Source organism: Micromonospora sp. LOL_025, assembly GCF_048060285.1.
Classification (GTDB): Bacteria; Actinomycetota; Actinomycetes; order Mycobacteriales; family Micromonosporaceae; genus Micromonospora.
The window spans coordinates 367,513-382,644 of the sequence record NZ_JBHMIR010000001.1 but is presented as its reverse complement, the minus strand read 5'-3'; the positions used below and the strand labels follow the sequence as shown (position 1 = coordinate 382,644).

At 75.6% G+C, this 15,132-nt stretch carries 12 protein-coding genes; 6 read left to right on the top strand and 6 right to left on the bottom strand.

The genetic code is table 11. From position 1 onward, the window contains the following. The first annotated feature begins 27 nt into the window (after positions 1-27). From mptB (ACFHW0_RS01765) to ACFHW0_RS01755, 3 genes are all read left to right on the top strand, one after another. On the top strand, positions 28-1,428 hold the full coding sequence (gene mptB / locus ACFHW0_RS01765) for a polyprenol phosphomannose-dependent alpha 1,6 mannosyltransferase MptB (protein ID WP_416604993.1): 1,401 nt from the start codon (positions 28-30) through the stop codon (positions 1,426-1,428). Positions 1,429-1,442: 14 nt separating this feature from the next. Continuing rightward, positions 1,443-2,972 (top strand): polyprenol phosphomannose-dependent alpha 1,6 mannosyltransferase MptB, encoded by a 1,530-nt coding sequence (gene mptB / locus ACFHW0_RS01760; RefSeq protein WP_416604990.1) that lies wholly within the window; start codon positions 1,443-1,445, stop codon positions 2,970-2,972. A 64-nt stretch (positions 2,973-3,036) separates the two neighbouring features. Then, complete coding sequence (locus ACFHW0_RS01755; RefSeq protein ID WP_416604988.1) at positions 3,037-3,786, top strand: phosphotransferase; 750 nt, start codon at positions 3,037-3,039, stop codon at positions 3,784-3,786. Between the two features lie 170 nt (positions 3,787-3,956). On the opposite strand, the gene ACFHW0_RS01750 is transcribed toward ACFHW0_RS01755, so the two are convergent. The 3 genes from ACFHW0_RS01750 to glnA form a co-directional block, all read right to left on the bottom strand. After that, on the bottom strand, positions 3,957-4,979 hold the full coding sequence (locus ACFHW0_RS01750) for a hypothetical protein (protein ID WP_416604986.1): 1,023 nt from the start codon (positions 4,977-4,979) through the stop codon (positions 3,957-3,959). Further along, positions 4,976-5,335, bottom strand: a complete 360-nt coding sequence (locus ACFHW0_RS01745) for a PadR family transcriptional regulator (protein ID WP_416604984.1) — start codon at positions 5,333-5,335, stop codon at positions 4,976-4,978. Before ACFHW0_RS01745 ends, ACFHW0_RS01750 begins: the two co-directional genes overlap by 4 nt. 160 nt (positions 5,336-5,495) lie before the next feature. Further along, a complete protein-coding gene (glnA, locus tag ACFHW0_RS01740) occupies positions 5,496-6,920 on the bottom strand; it encodes a type I glutamate--ammonia ligase (RefSeq protein WP_121400424.1) in 1,425 nt (474 codons plus the stop codon). 263 nt (positions 6,921-7,183) lie between these two features. On the opposite strand from glnA, the gene ACFHW0_RS01735 reads away from it, so the two are divergent. Continuing rightward, positions 7,184-7,585, top strand: coding sequence for an RDD family protein (locus ACFHW0_RS01735; protein ID WP_121400425.1), 402 nt, complete (start codon positions 7,184-7,186; stop codon positions 7,583-7,585). 58 nt (positions 7,586-7,643) lie between these two features. On the opposite strand, the gene ACFHW0_RS01730 is transcribed toward ACFHW0_RS01735, so the two are convergent. Next, positions 7,644-8,333, bottom strand: a complete 690-nt coding sequence (locus ACFHW0_RS01730; RefSeq protein WP_416604980.1) for a DUF4191 domain-containing protein — start codon at positions 8,331-8,333, stop codon at positions 7,644-7,646. A 195-nt stretch (positions 8,334-8,528) separates the two neighbouring features. On the opposite strand from ACFHW0_RS01730, the gene ACFHW0_RS01725 reads away from it, so the two are divergent. Continuing rightward, positions 8,529-8,699: a hypothetical protein gene (locus ACFHW0_RS01725; protein ID WP_199729562.1), complete on the top strand. Its 171-nt coding sequence runs from the start codon at positions 8,529-8,531 to the stop codon at positions 8,697-8,699. A 266-nt stretch (positions 8,700-8,965) separates the two neighbouring features. Next, positions 8,966-11,863 carry a helix-turn-helix transcriptional regulator gene (locus tag ACFHW0_RS01720; RefSeq protein ID WP_416604978.1) on the top strand — a complete coding sequence of 966 codons (2,898 nt, stop codon included), beginning with the start codon at positions 8,966-8,968 and terminating at the stop codon, positions 11,861-11,863. 222 nt (positions 11,864-12,085) lie between these two features. On the opposite strand, the gene ACFHW0_RS01715 is transcribed toward ACFHW0_RS01720, so the two are convergent. Together ACFHW0_RS01715 and lipA are read right to left on the bottom strand one after the other, a co-directional pair. Next, entirely contained in the window at positions 12,086-13,834 is a 1,749-nt protein-coding gene (locus tag ACFHW0_RS01715) for a hypothetical protein (RefSeq protein WP_416604976.1), read from the bottom strand. A gap of 65 nt (positions 13,835-13,899) precedes the next feature. Continuing rightward, entirely contained in the window at positions 13,900-14,949 is a 1,050-nt protein-coding gene (lipA, locus tag ACFHW0_RS01710; RefSeq protein WP_416604974.1) for a lipoyl synthase, read from the bottom strand. Between the last annotated feature and the right edge of the window lie 183 nt (positions 14,950-15,132).

The following is a 15,132-nucleotide window of genomic DNA, read 5'->3' as shown; positions in this document are numbered from 1 at the left end:
GGCCGTCGTGCTGGCAGCATGTCCGGCGTGCCTCACCACCTCGCGCGCTGGCTCGGCCTCGCCGGCTCGACGCTGCTCGCCGTGGCCGCGTTCCTCGGCGGCGCGTTCCCACACGGCAACCTGCGGCCCACGCCGGTCAGCATCTGGCAGGGCCCGTACGGGCCGTTGATCATCGCCACCTGGGCGATCGGCACGGGCGCGATGGCGTACGCCTGGTGGGCGCTGCGCGACCGGGTGCCGTCGACCCGCTGGGCGCTGCTCACCGTCGGGCTCTGGCTGCTGCCGCTCCTGGTCACGCCGCCGATGGGCAGCCGGGACGTGTACGCGTACGCCTGCCAGGGAGCCAGCTACTCCGCCGGGATCAACCCGTACGAGCAGGGCGTCTCGGCGCTGCCGTGCCCGTGGCTGGACACCGTCTCCTACATCTGGCGGGACACCTCGGCGCCGTACGGGCCGCTGTTCGTGCTGCTCGCCGGGGCGGTGGTCAAGGCGACCGGGTCGCTGGTCGGCAGCATCGTGCTGTTCCGGCTGCTCGCCCTGGCCGGAGTGGGGCTGACCGCGGCCTGCCTGCCGGTGCTGGCCCGCCGCTGCGGCGTACCGGCCGGCCGGGCGGTCTGGCTGGCGCTGGGCTCGCCGGTGATCGGGGTGCACCTGGTCTCGGGGGCGCACAACGACGCGCTGATGGTGGGGCTCCTCGTCGCCGGGCTGGCCGTGGTGGTGTCCCGGCCGGGCCGCCCCCGGCCGCTGCTCGGCGGGGGAGTGCTGCTCGGGCTCGCCGCCGCGATCAAGGTGACCGCGCTGGTCGTGGTGCCGTTCGCCGCGCTGGCCGCGATCGTCGGGGCGTACTCGATCAGGGCGCTGGTGCGCGACGGCGGGTGGGTGGTCGGCGGCTCGGTCGCCGCCGTGATCGGCGCGACCCTCGCCACCGGCCTGGGCTTCGGTTGGGTGACCGGGCTGGAGCAGGGCGGCCTGGTGGTCGCCTGGACCTCGCCGTCGACGGCGGTGGGGCAGACCGTCGGCTACCTCGCCGCGCCGTTCGGCTGGCACGGCGACCCGCTACCGGTCACCCGGGGGATCGGCATGGCGGCGCTGGCGCTGGTGCTGCTCTGGCTGTGGTGGCGGGCGCGCACGCGGGAGCCGATCTGGCACGCCGGTCTGGCGCTGGCCGCGACCGTCGCACTCGCCCCGCTCTACCACCCCTGGTACTGGGCGTGGCCGCTGGCGGTGCTCGCGGCCACGGCCCGGCGCACCGGGTGGTTCGCGGTCGTCGCGATCGTCTCGTCGTTCCTGGTGCTCGCCGACGGCACGGGCCTGCCCCGGTACACCAAGACCGTCGGGGCGCCGCTGATGACGCTGTTCGTGATCGTGGTGGTGGTCCGCTTGGTACGGTCGGCCCGGGCGGCCCGCCGGCCGGCCGTCGTGGACTGAGGAAAGGGACGCCGGTGACCGCTCCCGGCGCTCCGCCGGTCCCGTCCGGCACCCCGCCGTCGCCCGGGCCTCCGCCGTCGCCCGGTCCTCCGCCGCCGTCGCCCGGTGCCGCCCGGTCCGCCCGCTACGCCGGCCTGGCCGGGGCGGTGCTGCTGACCGTCGCCGGCTGGCTCGGCGGCGCGCTGCCCCGGGCCACCGGTGTTCCGGGCCCCGGTGGAAGGCCGTCGGCCGCCGCGCTGTGGCTCGTCGGCACCGCCCTGCTGGTCGGCGCCTGGTGGGCGCTGCGCCGGGGCGCGCCATCGACGCGCTGGGCGTGCCTGACCGCCGGGCTGTGGGCGCTGCCGCTGCTGGCCGCCCCGCCGCTGGGCAGCCGGGACGTCTACTCCTACGCCTGCCAGGGCTGGGCGTACGCGCACGGCGTCGACCCGTACGCCACCGGCGTCGCCGAGGCCGGCTGCCCCTGGGTGGAGTCGGTCGCGCCGATCTGGCGGGACACGCCCGCGCCGTACGGGCCGTTCTTCGTGCTGCTCGCCGCGCTCGCGGTGACCCTCGGCGGCGGCCTGGTGGGCGCGATCGTGGCGTTCCGGCTGTTCGCGGTCGCCGGGGTGCTGCTGGCCGCCCTCTGCCTGCTCGGGCTGGCCCGGGCCGCCGGTGTGCCCACCCGCCGGGCGGCCTGGCTGGCGCTGGCCGGCCCGCTGGTCGGCGTGCACCTGATCGGCGGCGCGCACAACGACGCGGTGATGCTCGGCCTGCTGATGCTGGGCCTGCTGGTGCTCCTCCGTCGCCCGGGCAGGCCGGGGCCGCTGCTGCTGGCCGGGGCGCTGCTCGGGCTGGCGGTGACCGTGAAGGCCACCGCCGTGGTGGTGCTCCCGTTCGCGGCGCTCGCGGCGGTGCTCGGCCGCTACACCGTCCGGGCGCTGCTGCGCGACGCCGGCTGGCTGGCCGGCGGGGTGCTCGGCGCGGTGGCGGTCACCTCGTTGCTGTCCGGCCTCGGGCTGGGCTGGGTGGGCGGGCTGATCCGCAGCGGTGACTCCGAGCAGTGGACGTCCCCGCCCACGGCGGTGGGCTTCGTCGTCGACTACGCGGGCGGGCTCGCCGGCCGGGAGCCGGGCGCCGTGCCGGCGACCCGCGCGGCGGCGCTGCTGCTGCTCGCCGTGCTGGTGGCGGCGCTGTGGTGGCGGGCCTGGTCGGGGCTGCGCCGCCTCAACGACGTGCGGCAGCGGGTCGCCCGTCTGGACGCCGCCCGCCCCCGGGCCGCCCTGCTCGGCGCCGGCCTGGCGCTGGCCGCCACGGTCGTGCTGGCCCCGGTCTTCCATCCCTGGTACGCCACCTGGCCGCTGGCCCTGCTCGCGATCGCAGCGAGGCGGACCACCTGGTTCGTGGCGCCCTGCGCGGCGGCGGCCTTCCTCGCCCTGCCCGACGGCACCAACCTGGCCCGGTTCACCAAGGCCCCGGGCGCGCTGGCGATGACCGCGCTGGCGCTCGGACTGGCGGTGTGGGGCCTGCTCCGGCTGCGCCGCACCGGTGCCGCGCGTCGGGGCTGACGAGCCCTGTTCCGGCCGGCGGGGCCGTGCGGCGTGTTTCGGCCGGTGGGGCCATGATCGTGGGATGAGCGCAGTCGAGGAACCGTTGCCGGGCAACGCCACCGACGGCGTGGTGCGCGTCGGCGACACCGTGCGCCGCCCGGTCGGCCCCTGGAGCGACGCGGTGGACGCCCTGCTGGAGCACCTGCACGCGGTGGGGTTCTCCGGGGCTCCCCGACCGCTGGGCCGGGACGCGCGGGGCCGGCAGGTGCTGGAGTACGTCCCCGGCGAGGTCGGCGCGGCGTCCGGCACGTACGCGGCGGCGGACCTGTTCACGATCGGCCGGATGCTGGCCGAGCTGCACGAGGCGCTGGCCGGGTTCGTCCCGCCGCCCGGGGCGGCGTGGCAGCGGCTCATCCCGCCGGACCGGGAGGAACTCGTCTGCCACAACGACGTGGCCCCGTGGAACCTGATCAGGGCGGACCGGGGCTGGGTGCTGATCGACTGGGACGCCGCCGCGCCGGGCTCCCGGCTCTGGGACGTCGCGTACGCCGCGCAGAGCATGGCCGGCCTGCGCCCGGACCGGCCGGTGGCCGAGTCGGCGGCCCGGCTGCGCGCCTTCGCCGACGGCTACCGCCTGGACGAGGCGTCCCGCCCGGCCCTGGCCGCTCTGCTGGGCCGTCGCGCCCGGGCCATGTACGACCTGCTGCGCGAGGGCGCGGAGCAACGGCGCGAGCCGTGGGCCCGGATCTTCACCGAGGACGGCCCGTACTGGCTCGCCACCGCCGACCACCTCGACGCCCACACCGACGCATGGGAGGCCACCCTCCGCTGACCGCCGTCCCGCCACCGCGAGCGGCCTCGCGACGGCAACGGCCCCGCCACTCGCCGCCGAAGCTGGGCCGTGCCACTCACTGCCGAGGCCGGGGCGAGTGGAACGCCATGGTTGTCACCGGAGGGTTTTGACAGCCATGGCGTTCCACCCGTCGCGCGGGTGCCGCTGCTCTACGCGACCCGCTCGGCGGTGCGCCCGCAGGTCGGGCAGCGGTCGCCGGTTCCGGCCGGCACTGCTCCGCGCCCGCGCTTGCGCAGGGCGATCGTCAGCGGCAGCAGCGCGGGGCCGGCCAGGCCGACCACGACGGCCGTCGCGGCGAGCGCGGACCAGCCCGGCCGGGGCGCACCATTCAGCAGGCCGTCCGCCATTCCGGCCAGGATGTGCAGCGACAGCAGGCCCACCGGGGTCAGCAGCACCAGCAGCGCCCAGCCACCCCGCTGGTCGGCCCGGAGGGCGAGCCCCGTGCCGAGCAGCAGCACCACCACGAGCAGCACCACGGCGGTGCCGGGCAGAATCTGTTCCGCGGTCCAGCCGTAGTAATAGCTGCCGTAGTGGCTGACGATGTCGTTGCGGGGCAGCAGGTTGACACCCGCGAGGCCGGCGGCGCCGACGGCGAGCAGGGGCGCCGCCCGGAGCCGCGCCGGCAGCCGTGCGGGCAGGCCGAGGGTCACCAGCCCCAGCCCGACCTGCGGCAGCAGCACCAACAGCGGCGGTCGGGGCAGGCCGGCGAGGGCGGCGACCGGCACGACCGCGACGGTGAACAGCAGGGCGAGGGCCACGGCGCGGCGGGTCCAGCGGCCCGGCGCCACGGCGTGCACCACCGCGGCGAGCAGCCAGGCGGCCCACGCGCCGATCCCCAGCGAGACGAACGGCCCGGCGTTCGGCACGCCCCACTCCGTTCGCGGCGGGTGCAGTTCCAGCACCGACCAGACCGCCGCCAGGGCGGTCGCGGTGAGGAAGGCGAGGACGGCGGCGAGGCGTACGCCCGGGATCAGGTCGGCGGCCCCGGCGGCCCGCAGCCGCTGGCGGAGGCCGCCGCGCAGCAGGTCCGCGGCATCCCCGGGCGAGGGCCAGCGCCGCTCCGGGCCGGCCAGGTCGAGGTACGTGCCGACGATCTCCGCGCCGCGCGCCCGGCGGTACTCGGCCGGGTAGGCGCGCAGCAGGCGGTGGTAGCGCCGCTCCAGCTCGCTCATGCCAGCCCCCCGGCGGTACGCGGCGCGAGCGGCCGGGTCGCGCGGGCGCGCAGGCGGGCGGTGGCCGCCTCGACGTTGCGGCGCATGCGCTCGGTCTCGGCGGTCAGCGTGGCGTCGCCGGCGGGGGAGAGGCGGTAGTAGCGGCGCAGCCGGCCGTCCACCACCTCCTCGCGGTCGACCTCCACCAGGCCGGCGTCGACCAGCCGGTCGAGCGCCCCGTAGAGGGTGCCCGGCCGCAGCGACACACGCCCGTCGGAGAGGGCGGTGACCTCGCGGATCAGGCCGTAGCCGTGCATCGGCTGGCCGGCCAGCGCGGTGAGGATCAGGAAGGTGGGTTCGCGCAGCGGTGTGTCCACGCCCCGCAATATAACGGACGCGATGGTATATCGGCGTCCGTTACGCGCCGAGCGGAGGAACGTTCCGGGCCGCGCCGCCCGGCGGTGGGTCGGTGCGGCCGGCGCACAGACGGAAAGGCCCCGGGCGGACCCGGGGCCTTTCCGTGGTTCCTCTGCCGCGTCAGCAGTCGAAGTACATGGCGAACTCGTGCGGGGTCGGGCGCAGGCGCACCGGGTCGACCTCGTTGGCCCGCTTCCACTCGATCCAGGTCGAGATCAGGTCGGGCGTGAACACGCCACCGTCGAGCAGGTAGTCGTGGTCGGCCTCCAGCGAGTCGAGCACCGCCGACAGCGAGCCCGGCACCTGCTTGACGTCGCCCCACTCCTCCGGCGGCAGGTCGTAGAGGTCCTTGTCGATCGGAGCCGGCGGCTCGATCTTGCTCTTGATGCCGTCCAGGCCGGCCATCATCATCGCCGAGAAGGCCAGGTAGACGTTGGCCGACGGGTCCGGCACGCGGAACTCGACGCGCTTGGCCTTCGGGTTGCTGCCGGTCACCGGGATGCGGGTGCAGGCGGAGCGGTTGCGCTGCGAGTAGACCAGGTTGACCGGCGCCTCGAAGCCCGGCACCAGTCGACGGTACGAGTTGACCGTCGGGTTGGTGAAGGCCAGCAGCGACGGGGCGTGGTGCAGCAGGCCGCCGATGTACCAGCGGGCCATGTCCGACAGGCCGGCGTAGCCGGTCTCGTCGTAGAACAGCGGCTCGCCGTTCAGCCACAGGCTCTGGTGCGTGTGCATGCCGGAGCCGTTGTCACCGAAGAGCGGCTTGGGCATGAACGTCGCGGTCTTGCCGTTGGCCCAGGTCTCGTTCTTCACGATGTACTTGAAGAGCTGGAGCTGGTCGGCGGCGTGCAGCAGCGTCGAGAACCGGTAGTTGATCTCGGACTGGCCGGCGGTGCCCACCTCGTGGTGCGAGCGCTCCACGGTGAACCCGCTGTCGACCAGCCGGCGCACGATGCTGTCGCGCAGGTCGGCGAGGTGGTCGACCGGCGGCACCGGGAAGTAGCCGCCCTTGTACGCGGTCTTGTAGCCGCGGTTGCCGCCCGGCTCCTCGCGGCCGGTGTTCCAGGCGCCCTCGATCGAGTCGATGTAGTAGAACGACTGGTGCGCCGAGGTCTCGTGGCGGATGGAGTCGAAGATGTAGAACTCCGCCTCCGCGCCGAAGTACGCGGTGTCGGCGATGCCGCTGGCGGCCAGGTAGGCCTCGGCCTTCTTCGCCACGTTGCGCGGGTCCCGGCTGTAGGCCTCGCGGGTGAACGGGTCGTGGATGAAGAAGTTGAGCGCGAGGGTCTTCTGCGCCCGGAAGGGGTCGATGAAGGCGGTGGCGACGTCCGGGAGCAGGAGCATGTCCGACTCGTGGATCGCCTGGAAACCGCGGATCGACGACCCGTCGAAGGCCAGGCCCTCGGTGAAGAAGGCATCGTCGACAGACTCGACCGGCAGGTTGAAGTGCTGCATCACGCCGGGCAGGTCACAGAAACGTACGTCGACGAACTTCACGTCCTCGTTCTTGAGGTATCGCAGGAGTTCCTCGGGATTGGCGAACACACGTCCTCCTGGCACGTCCACGGGTGGCTAGGCTCTTGGCGACGCTATGGCCGCGCGGTTGCCCGGCCATGTCTTGAGTGTTTCTGCCGTGTTACGTCCCTCGCGGAGCGTCATCCGCGCCGCTCGGGCGGGCCGGACCGTGCGACGGGACGCCCCCGGCTGTGCCATTCTATTGACACTTGCTCGCTTTCGCCCCTTTTTGCCGCCCGGGTGCGGGCTACCGTCCCCGATCCGTCCGTACGCCCTGGATACCCTTGACCGTTGTGACCAAGCCGCATGACCGCCCCGTACCGCCCGCGACGGATCCCGCCTTCACCCCGCCCAGCCTGGGGCGCCGGTTCGGCGCGCTGGTGATCGACTGGGTGCTCTGCCTACTCGTCGCCGGGGGCTTCGCCGACCCGGTGCGCGACGGGTGGGCTCCCGTGCTGGTGCTGATCGTCGAGTACGGCTTCTTCCTCGGGCTCTTCGCGCAGACGCCGGGCATGTTCATCACGAAGATCCGCTGCGTCGCCTGGGTCGACGGCGGTCGCATCGGGGTGGCCCGGGCACTGCTGCGCGGTCTGCTGCTCGCCCTGGTCGTCCCGGCCCTGCTGATGGACGGCCACCGCCGCGGCCTGCACGACCGCCTGGCGGGCTCCGTCGTCACCGACGCCCCCCGCCCCTGACGAACGGCAAGAGCCGGGCCCTGCGAGAAGGCCCGGCTCTTCGCGTACGCGTCGGAGGTCAGCGACCGCGCGTCTGGCGGAACGCGCCCCGCGCGGGTCGCATGTTCTTCGGGATCGCGCCCTTGGGCATCTGCGGGCGGGCGGTGAGCGCCTTGAGCCGCTTGTCCAGCGAGTTGACGTCCTTGCCGCTGAGGTTGCGCGGCAGCCGCATCAGCGTCATCCGCAGCTTGCGGATCGGCAGCTCGCCCTCCTCCTGGCCGATCACGTAGTCGAAGAGCGGGGCGGAGCCGATCACCTTCGCCAGCCGCCGCTTCTCCTGGCCGAGCAGCCCGCGCACCCGCTGCGGGTTGCCCTCCGCCAGCAGGATCACCCCGGGCCGGCCGATGACCAGGTGGACCATGTCCATCTGCGTGGTGGAGCTGACCGCCGGGGTGACCCGCCAGTCGCCGCGCATGCTCTCCATGATCTGGGCCGCCGCGCCGGGCTGCCCCTCGGCGGCGTTCATCATCGCCTTGTTGGACCGCAGGTTGAGCACGATCAGCAGGCAGAGCAGGGCGAACAGGATGCCCAGCGGCAGCCAGAGCCAGCCCCAGAGCAGGACCGCGACCACGGTGAGCGCGAGCGGGATCAGCACCGCGGCGGCGGCCAACGGCGCGAACCACCGGTCCTGCTTGGCGGTGAACTTGAACACCATCCCGATCTGCTTCAGCCGCTGGCCGAACGAGACCTTCTCCTGGGGCTTTGCCATGCCGCAGAGTCTAGTGGTCGCCGCACGTCGCGTTGTCCGCGGCCGGGCTGAGTACCTTACGCCGCCGTACCGCCGCCGAGGGGCCGGCGTAAGGAGGGCGGGCGGGCGAAGATCGGGCGGCGGACCCATGCCCCCGGGGCACCTTCGCGCGCAGAGTCGGAGTCGACAGCCGAAGACGACCGCAGGGAGCCCGACATGTTCGGCAACGACGCAGACTTCATCCTCTCGATCCACCGTACGCACGCCGCCGAGCTGCACGCCGAGGCCGCGGTCGACCGGCTCGCCCGGGCCCTGCCGCGCCGTACCACGCGCGACTGGCTCAGTCGCCGGCATCACCCGGGACGCGCCGGCGACGCGCGTCGGTGAGCGGCTCCGCGCCCCCGGCGGTCGCCACCGATCCGCCGGGGGCCGACGCCGTGCGCGCTGGCCGCGAACAGGCCGACACCGCCCGGGTTGGCCGTGGGCAGGACGACGGCGTGCGGGCCGGCCGTGGACGGGCCGACGGCGCGGGGGCCGGCCGGCGACAGGCCGAACGTGCCGATCGGCCGGCCCGCGACCCGCGCCGGGTGCCTTCCGCTGACCGGCCGGTCAGCGGAGTCGGCGGCGGCGAGGGCCGTGGCATGCTCGGAGCCGTGACCGTACGCGCCGCCAGCACCGTCCTCGTGGGCCGTCAGCAGGAGATCGCGGCCCTGCGCGACGCCCTGGGCCGGGCCCGCGCCGGGGAACCGACCACGGTCCTGGTCGGCGGCGAGGCCGGGGTGGGCAAGACCCGGCTGCTGGAGGAGTTCGGCCGCTCGGCCACCGAGGCCGGCGCGCGGTTGCTCGTCGGCCAGTGCCTCGAACTCGGCGAGGCCGGGCTGCCCTTCGCGCCGTTCGCCGCCGCGCTGCGGGCGGTGCTGCGCCGCGACGGCCCCGGCGTCTTCGACGGGTACGAGGCCGAGTTCGCCCGCCTCCTGCCGGAGCTCGCCCGAGGGCCGGTCGGCGTCGCCGCGCCCGCCGTCGCACTCGTTCCGGACGCCCCGCGTGGTTACCTGTTCGACCTGGTCGCCGAGCTGTTCCAGCGGCTCGCGGCCGGGCAGCCCCTGGTGCTGGTGATCGAGGACCTGCACTGGGCCGACCGGTCCACCCGCGACCTGATCGCCTTCCTCGTGCGCGCCGCCCGCACGGCCCGGCTGCTGCTGGTCTGCACCTACCGCACCGACGAGCTGCACCGTGGCCACCCGCTGCGGCCGTTCCTCGCCGAGCTGGACCGGGCCCGTGGTGTCGAGCGGATCGAGCTGGGCCGCCTCGACCGGGACGGCACCGGGGCGATCCTGGCGGACCTGCTCGGCGTCGAGCCGCTCGCCCGCGCGGTCGACGACATCCACCAACGTACCCAGGGAAACCCGTTCTTCATCGAGGAGCTGGCCGCGGCCGGCGGCCCGGCCGGCTGCGGCACGCTGCCCGAGACGCTGCGCGACCTGCTGCTGGCCCGGGTGGACCGGCTGCCCGACGCCGCCCAGCGGGTGCTGCGGATGGCCGCCGCCGGGGGCACCCGGTTCGCCCACCAACTGCTTGCCGAGGTCGCTGGGCTGCCCGAGCCGGAGCTGGAGGACGCGCTGCGCGCCGCCGTCGCCGCCCAGCTCGTGGTGGCAGACCCGGAGGGCGACTACGAGTTCCGGCACGCGCTGGTCCGCGAGGCCGTCCACGACGAGCTGCTGCCCGGCGAGCACGCCCGGCTGCACGCCCGCTGGGCGGCGGCCATCGAGGCCCAGCCGCATCTGGTCGCCGCCGGCCGGGCCCCCGCCGAGACGGCCCACCACTGGTACGCCGCGCGCGACCACCCCCGGGCCCTGGTGACCGCCCGCACCGCGGCGCGCGCCGCCGCCGACCGGTACGCGTACGCGGAGCAGAGCCGGCTGCTGGAACGGGTGCTGGAGCTGTGGGAGCTGGTGCCCGACGCGGCCGACCGGCTCGACATGGACCACCTCGCGGTGCTGGAGGAGACCATCGCCGCCGCCACCACCGCCGGTGACTACCAGCGCGCGCTCACCCTCACCCGGGCCGCCCTGGCCGAGGTGGACGTCGAGGCGGAGCCGTTGCGCGCCGCGCGGCTGCTGGACCGGCGCGGCCGGATGCTGGCCATGCTCGGCAAGAGCGACGGCGCGGCCGAGCTGCGGGAGGCGTACCGGCTGTCCTGCGGGGCGCCGGACGGGCCGGAACGGGTCCGGTTGCTCGCCGACATCGCGGCGCAGCTGTTCCGGCTCGACCCCGAGCAGGCCGGGGCGCTCGCGGCCGAGGCGGCGGAGGCGGTGGAGGCGCTCGGCGACGACCTGGAGCTGCTGCCGACCCGGATCACCATCCTCTGCCGCACCGAGCCGTCACCCGAGCGCCGCCTGGCCGGGCTGCGCCTGGCCGAGGACCGGGCCCGCGCCGCCGGCTCGGCGCCGGCGCTGGTGAGCGCGCTGGTCCACCTCTCCGACGTGCTGTTCGAGCTGGGCCGGTACGCCGAGTCGGCCGACGCGGCCGCCGCCGGGGCGACGGAGGCGCGCAGGGTCGGCGTCAGCCGCTCCACCGGCGCGTACCTGCTGTCCAACCAGGCCGAGGCGCTGATCGCCCTGGGCCGCTGGGACGAGGCCGATGCCGCCTGCGCGGAGGCGGCCCGGATCGACCTGCCGGGCGTGTCCGGCCTGCACTGGCTCCAGCTCCGCGCCGGGCTGCGGCTGGCCCGGGCCCACGCCGCCGCCGAGGAACTGGTGGAGCGCGCCCTGGCCTTCCTGGCCCGGCCCTACCTGTGGCCGAACCACCGGCTGCCGCTGCGGGAGCTGCGGATCGAGGCGGCGCTGGCGGCCGACGACCCGGACGGCGCGGTACGCGCGGCACACGCCGCGCTGGCCGACGAGCGCCTGCCGCAGCTTCCCCGGGAGGGCTGGCCGGTACTCAGCGCCGTCGCCCGGACCGCCGCGCGGACCGGGGACGCCGAACTGGCCGACGCGGTGTCCGCACTCGCCGCCGCCCTGCCGGCCCGTCATCCGGCCGAGCGGGCGCACGCCGCCCAGGTGGCGGCCCTCCTGGCCGTCGGCGGCGCGGCACTCGCGGCGTGGCGTACGGCGGTCGCCGCGTGGCGCACCGACGGGCAGCCGTACCCCCTCGGGCGGGCGCTGCTGTCGCTCGCCGAGGCGGCGGCCGCGGCGGGGGAGCGGGAGGAGGTGGCGGCGGCGGTCGCCGAGGCCGCCGCGATCGCCGACGGGCTGGGCGCGGCACCGCTCGCGGCGCAGGCCGCCACCCTGGCCCGCCGGGTCGGCCTGCGCGGGGCGACCCGGGGACGTCCCGGCGCCGACCTGCTCACCCGGCGCGAGCGGGAGGTGCTGCGGCTGGTCGCCGAGGGCCACAGCAACAGCCGCATCGCCGAGCGGCTCTTCATCTCGCCGAAGACGGCCAGCGTGCACGTCTCCCGGATCATCGCCAAGCTCGACGTGAGCAACCGCGTCGAGGCCGCCGCGTTGGCCCACCGCCTCGGCCTGCTCGGCGCTCCCACCACGCCCCGCTGACCGCCGCCCGGCGGGCGCTCGGCGATCCGCGCCCGCTCGGCGATCCGCGCCCGCTCGGCGCTCGGCGCTCCGCGCTCCGCGCTCCGCGCCCGCTCGGTGGCTCGCGGCGCCGTGCCTGCGCGGCGTCTTTGCCCCGCTGTGTGCCTGCCGCGCCCTGCCGACCTGTCGCCAGCCGGGGGCGACCGGCCCGGCGGTGCGCGGGACCAGGGGTGAACGAGCCGGTCAGGGGCGGGGCAGGTAGATCCGCCAGCCGGGGACGGTGACCAGGTCGAGCGCCGGGTCGGCGTGCCGGCGCTCGTCCAGACGGGCCGCCAGCGGTGAGCCGGCCGGCGCGACCCAGGCCGGCGCCGCCGCCTGCCGCACCGCCCGGCGGTACGGCAGGTACCGGTCGTGTCCCGGGCGCAGGTCGTCGTCGACGACCGCGCAGAGCACGTCCTCGACGGTGGCGAAGGTGAGCCGGTTGCAGGTCCAGTAGCCGCCGTACACGTGCCGGACGCCCCGCTGGCGCAGCGCGGCGACCAGTTCGGCGTGCCGCGCCTCGGCGGCCCGGGCGGCCGGCGCGGCGTCGACCGCGCCAGCGGTGGCCACGGCGGCGGTGCCCAGCGTGGCCGCGAGCACCAGGACCGCCGCGATGCCGACCGTGCCCCGCCACCGCGCTGCCGCCCCGGCACCACCGCGCGTCCGGACGGTGCCCGCCCCGGCCGTGTGCGTGCCGGCCGTGTCCGCCCCGGCCGTGATCGTGCCGGCCGTGCGCGGGCGGGGTGCGCGGCGGGCGGCCGACCAGAGCGGCCAGAGCAGGGCCGGAACGGAGATGAGCAGGCAGGACAGGTACCGGGAGCTTTCCACCGGGGTGCGGCCCGCGGCGCTGCTGACGGTGTAGACGGCGAGCGTCGCGACGGCGGCGGCCACCAGGGCGAGCCGGACCGCCCCGCCCACCGGGGCCGTCGCCACGATGGATCTTGGACAGTTGCCGTCGGCCCTGAACGGCAACTGCCCAAGATCCCCGACGGGTGGGCGCAGCGCGCGCCAGGCCGAGAGGGCGGCCGCGAAGAGCAGCAGCGGGAGGGCGACCGCCCACCACAACTGGCCGGGCGTGCAGTGGCTCGGGGAGCAGAAGCCCATGCCCAGGGGCGGGCCGAGCACCAGCCCCCCGTGCAGCCGGTCCGCCCAGCCGGCGGGCTGCCCGGAGCCTCCGGCGGCGAGCACCGCCGCGATCGGGTCGCGCCCCGCCGCCAGGCTGTGCGCCAGCAACGGCCCGGCCCCGACGAGCGCGGCGGCACCGAGCAGCGCACCGGCCCGGCCGCGCAGCTCCCGCCGGCCGTACGCGAGAAGCACCGCGCCGGTCGCCGCCACGTACGGCAGCACCAGCGGGTCCACCCAGACCATCAGCCCGGCCAGGAAGCCCCACGCCGCCCAGCGCGGCAGTCGACGCCCCGGCCGGCCGGCCGCCAGGTCGTACGCCAGCACGGCGAGCGCCACCCCGGCCGCGTTCATCTCCGGGTACCCGCCTCCGGCGATGAGCTGGTTCTTCACCACCCGGTCCGAGCCCAGCGCCAGCAGCGCCACGACGAGCAGGGCGAACCAGTGGTCCCCGGTCAGCCGCAGCGTCAGCCGCCAGGCGAGCACGACGAAGACCGCGTACAGGGCGAGGGTGGGCAGGCGCAGCCCGAGCGTCGACGGGCCGACCAGCGCGAACACCGGCGCGGCCAGGTACGCCTCCAGCGTGCCCATGTACGCCTGGCCGTAGAACCAGACGGGGAACTCCCGCCCCTGGGCGATGTGCAGCGCGGCCAGCCCCATGGTGGCCTCGTCGCTGTTGGTCGGCGGCGCGTCGTGCAGCAGCAGGCCGAGGCGGTAGCCCGTCCCGGCCACGACGGCGAGCACGGCGAGGACCGTCGGCAGTAAAGGCCGCCGGTCGGGCGGGAGCGCGGGACGCGCGTCGCGCCACCGCTGGCGTACGCCGACGGTCATCAGCCGATCATGGCAGTTGACCGCCGGCCCGTGGTCGAACGACCCCGGCGCGTCGCCGGGGTGGGTCAGCCGGCGGTGACCGGAAGGCCCTCGCGGGCCTCCAGCGCCTGCCGGTAGAGCCGCCCGGCCCGGTACGACGAGCGCACCAGCGGCCCGCTCATCACGCCCGCGAAGCCGATCTCCTCGGCCTCCTCGCGCAGCTCGACGAACTCCTCCGGCTTGACCCAGCGGGTGACGGGGTGGTGCCGGGGGGTGGGCCGCAGGTACTGCGTGATGGTGATCAGCTCGCACCCGGCGTTGTGCAGGTCGCGCAGCGCCTGGGAGATCTCGGCGCGCTCCTCGCCCATGCCCAGGATCAGGTTGGACTTGGTGACCAGCCCGTCGGCGCGGGCCTGCCGGAGCACGTCCAGCGACCGCTCGTAGCGGAAGGCCGGCCGGATCCGCTTGAAGATCCGCGGCACGGTCTCGACGTTGTGGGCGAGCACCTCCGGCCGGGCGCCGAAGACCTCGGCGAGCTGCTCGGGGACCGCGTTGAAGTCGGGGATCAGCAGTTCGACGCCGCAGCCGGGCTGGAGGGCGTGGATCTGCCGGACGGTCTCGGCGTAGAGCCAGGCGCCACCGTCGGGCAGGTCGTCGCGGGCCACTCCGGTGATGGTCGCGTAGCGCAGGCCCATCGCGACCACCGACTCGGCGACGCGGCGCGGCTCGTCGGCGTCGAACTCGGCCGGCTTGCCGGTGTCGATCTGGCAGAAGTCGCAGCGCCGGGTGCACTGGTCGCCACCGATGAGGAAGGTGGCCTCCCGGTCCTCCCAGCACTCGTAGATGTTGGGGCAGCCGGCCTCCTGGCAGACGGTGTGCAGCCCCTCGCGCGAGACGAGCCCGCGCAGCTGGGTGTACTCCGGCCCCATCTTGGCCTTGACCTTGATCCACGGCGGTTTGCGCTCGATCGGCGTCTCGGCGTTGCGCGCCTCGATCCGCAGGAGACGCCGCCCCTCGGGGGCGGGCGTCGTCGTGCGCGCTGCCTGGCCGGTCGTCGGCGCGGAGTGCTCGATCGTCACAAAACCGAGCCTACGCCCGACGGCCGCCGTCGATGTAGCGCGGGCGACCGGCGTCACCCCGCCAGTCTTGTGACGCCGGACACCGAGGCCGGGAAAAACCCGTCACAGGAGCATGGTGGGGCTGCTAGCGTGCCCGGCAGAGCTGCGACGGAGCCGAGTAGCGCCCCGACCCGCCGGTTGAAGAGAGCCGCCGGTTGCTGCGAGGCGGTCTGGCACCGGGTGCGCGAAGACCCTCCCGAG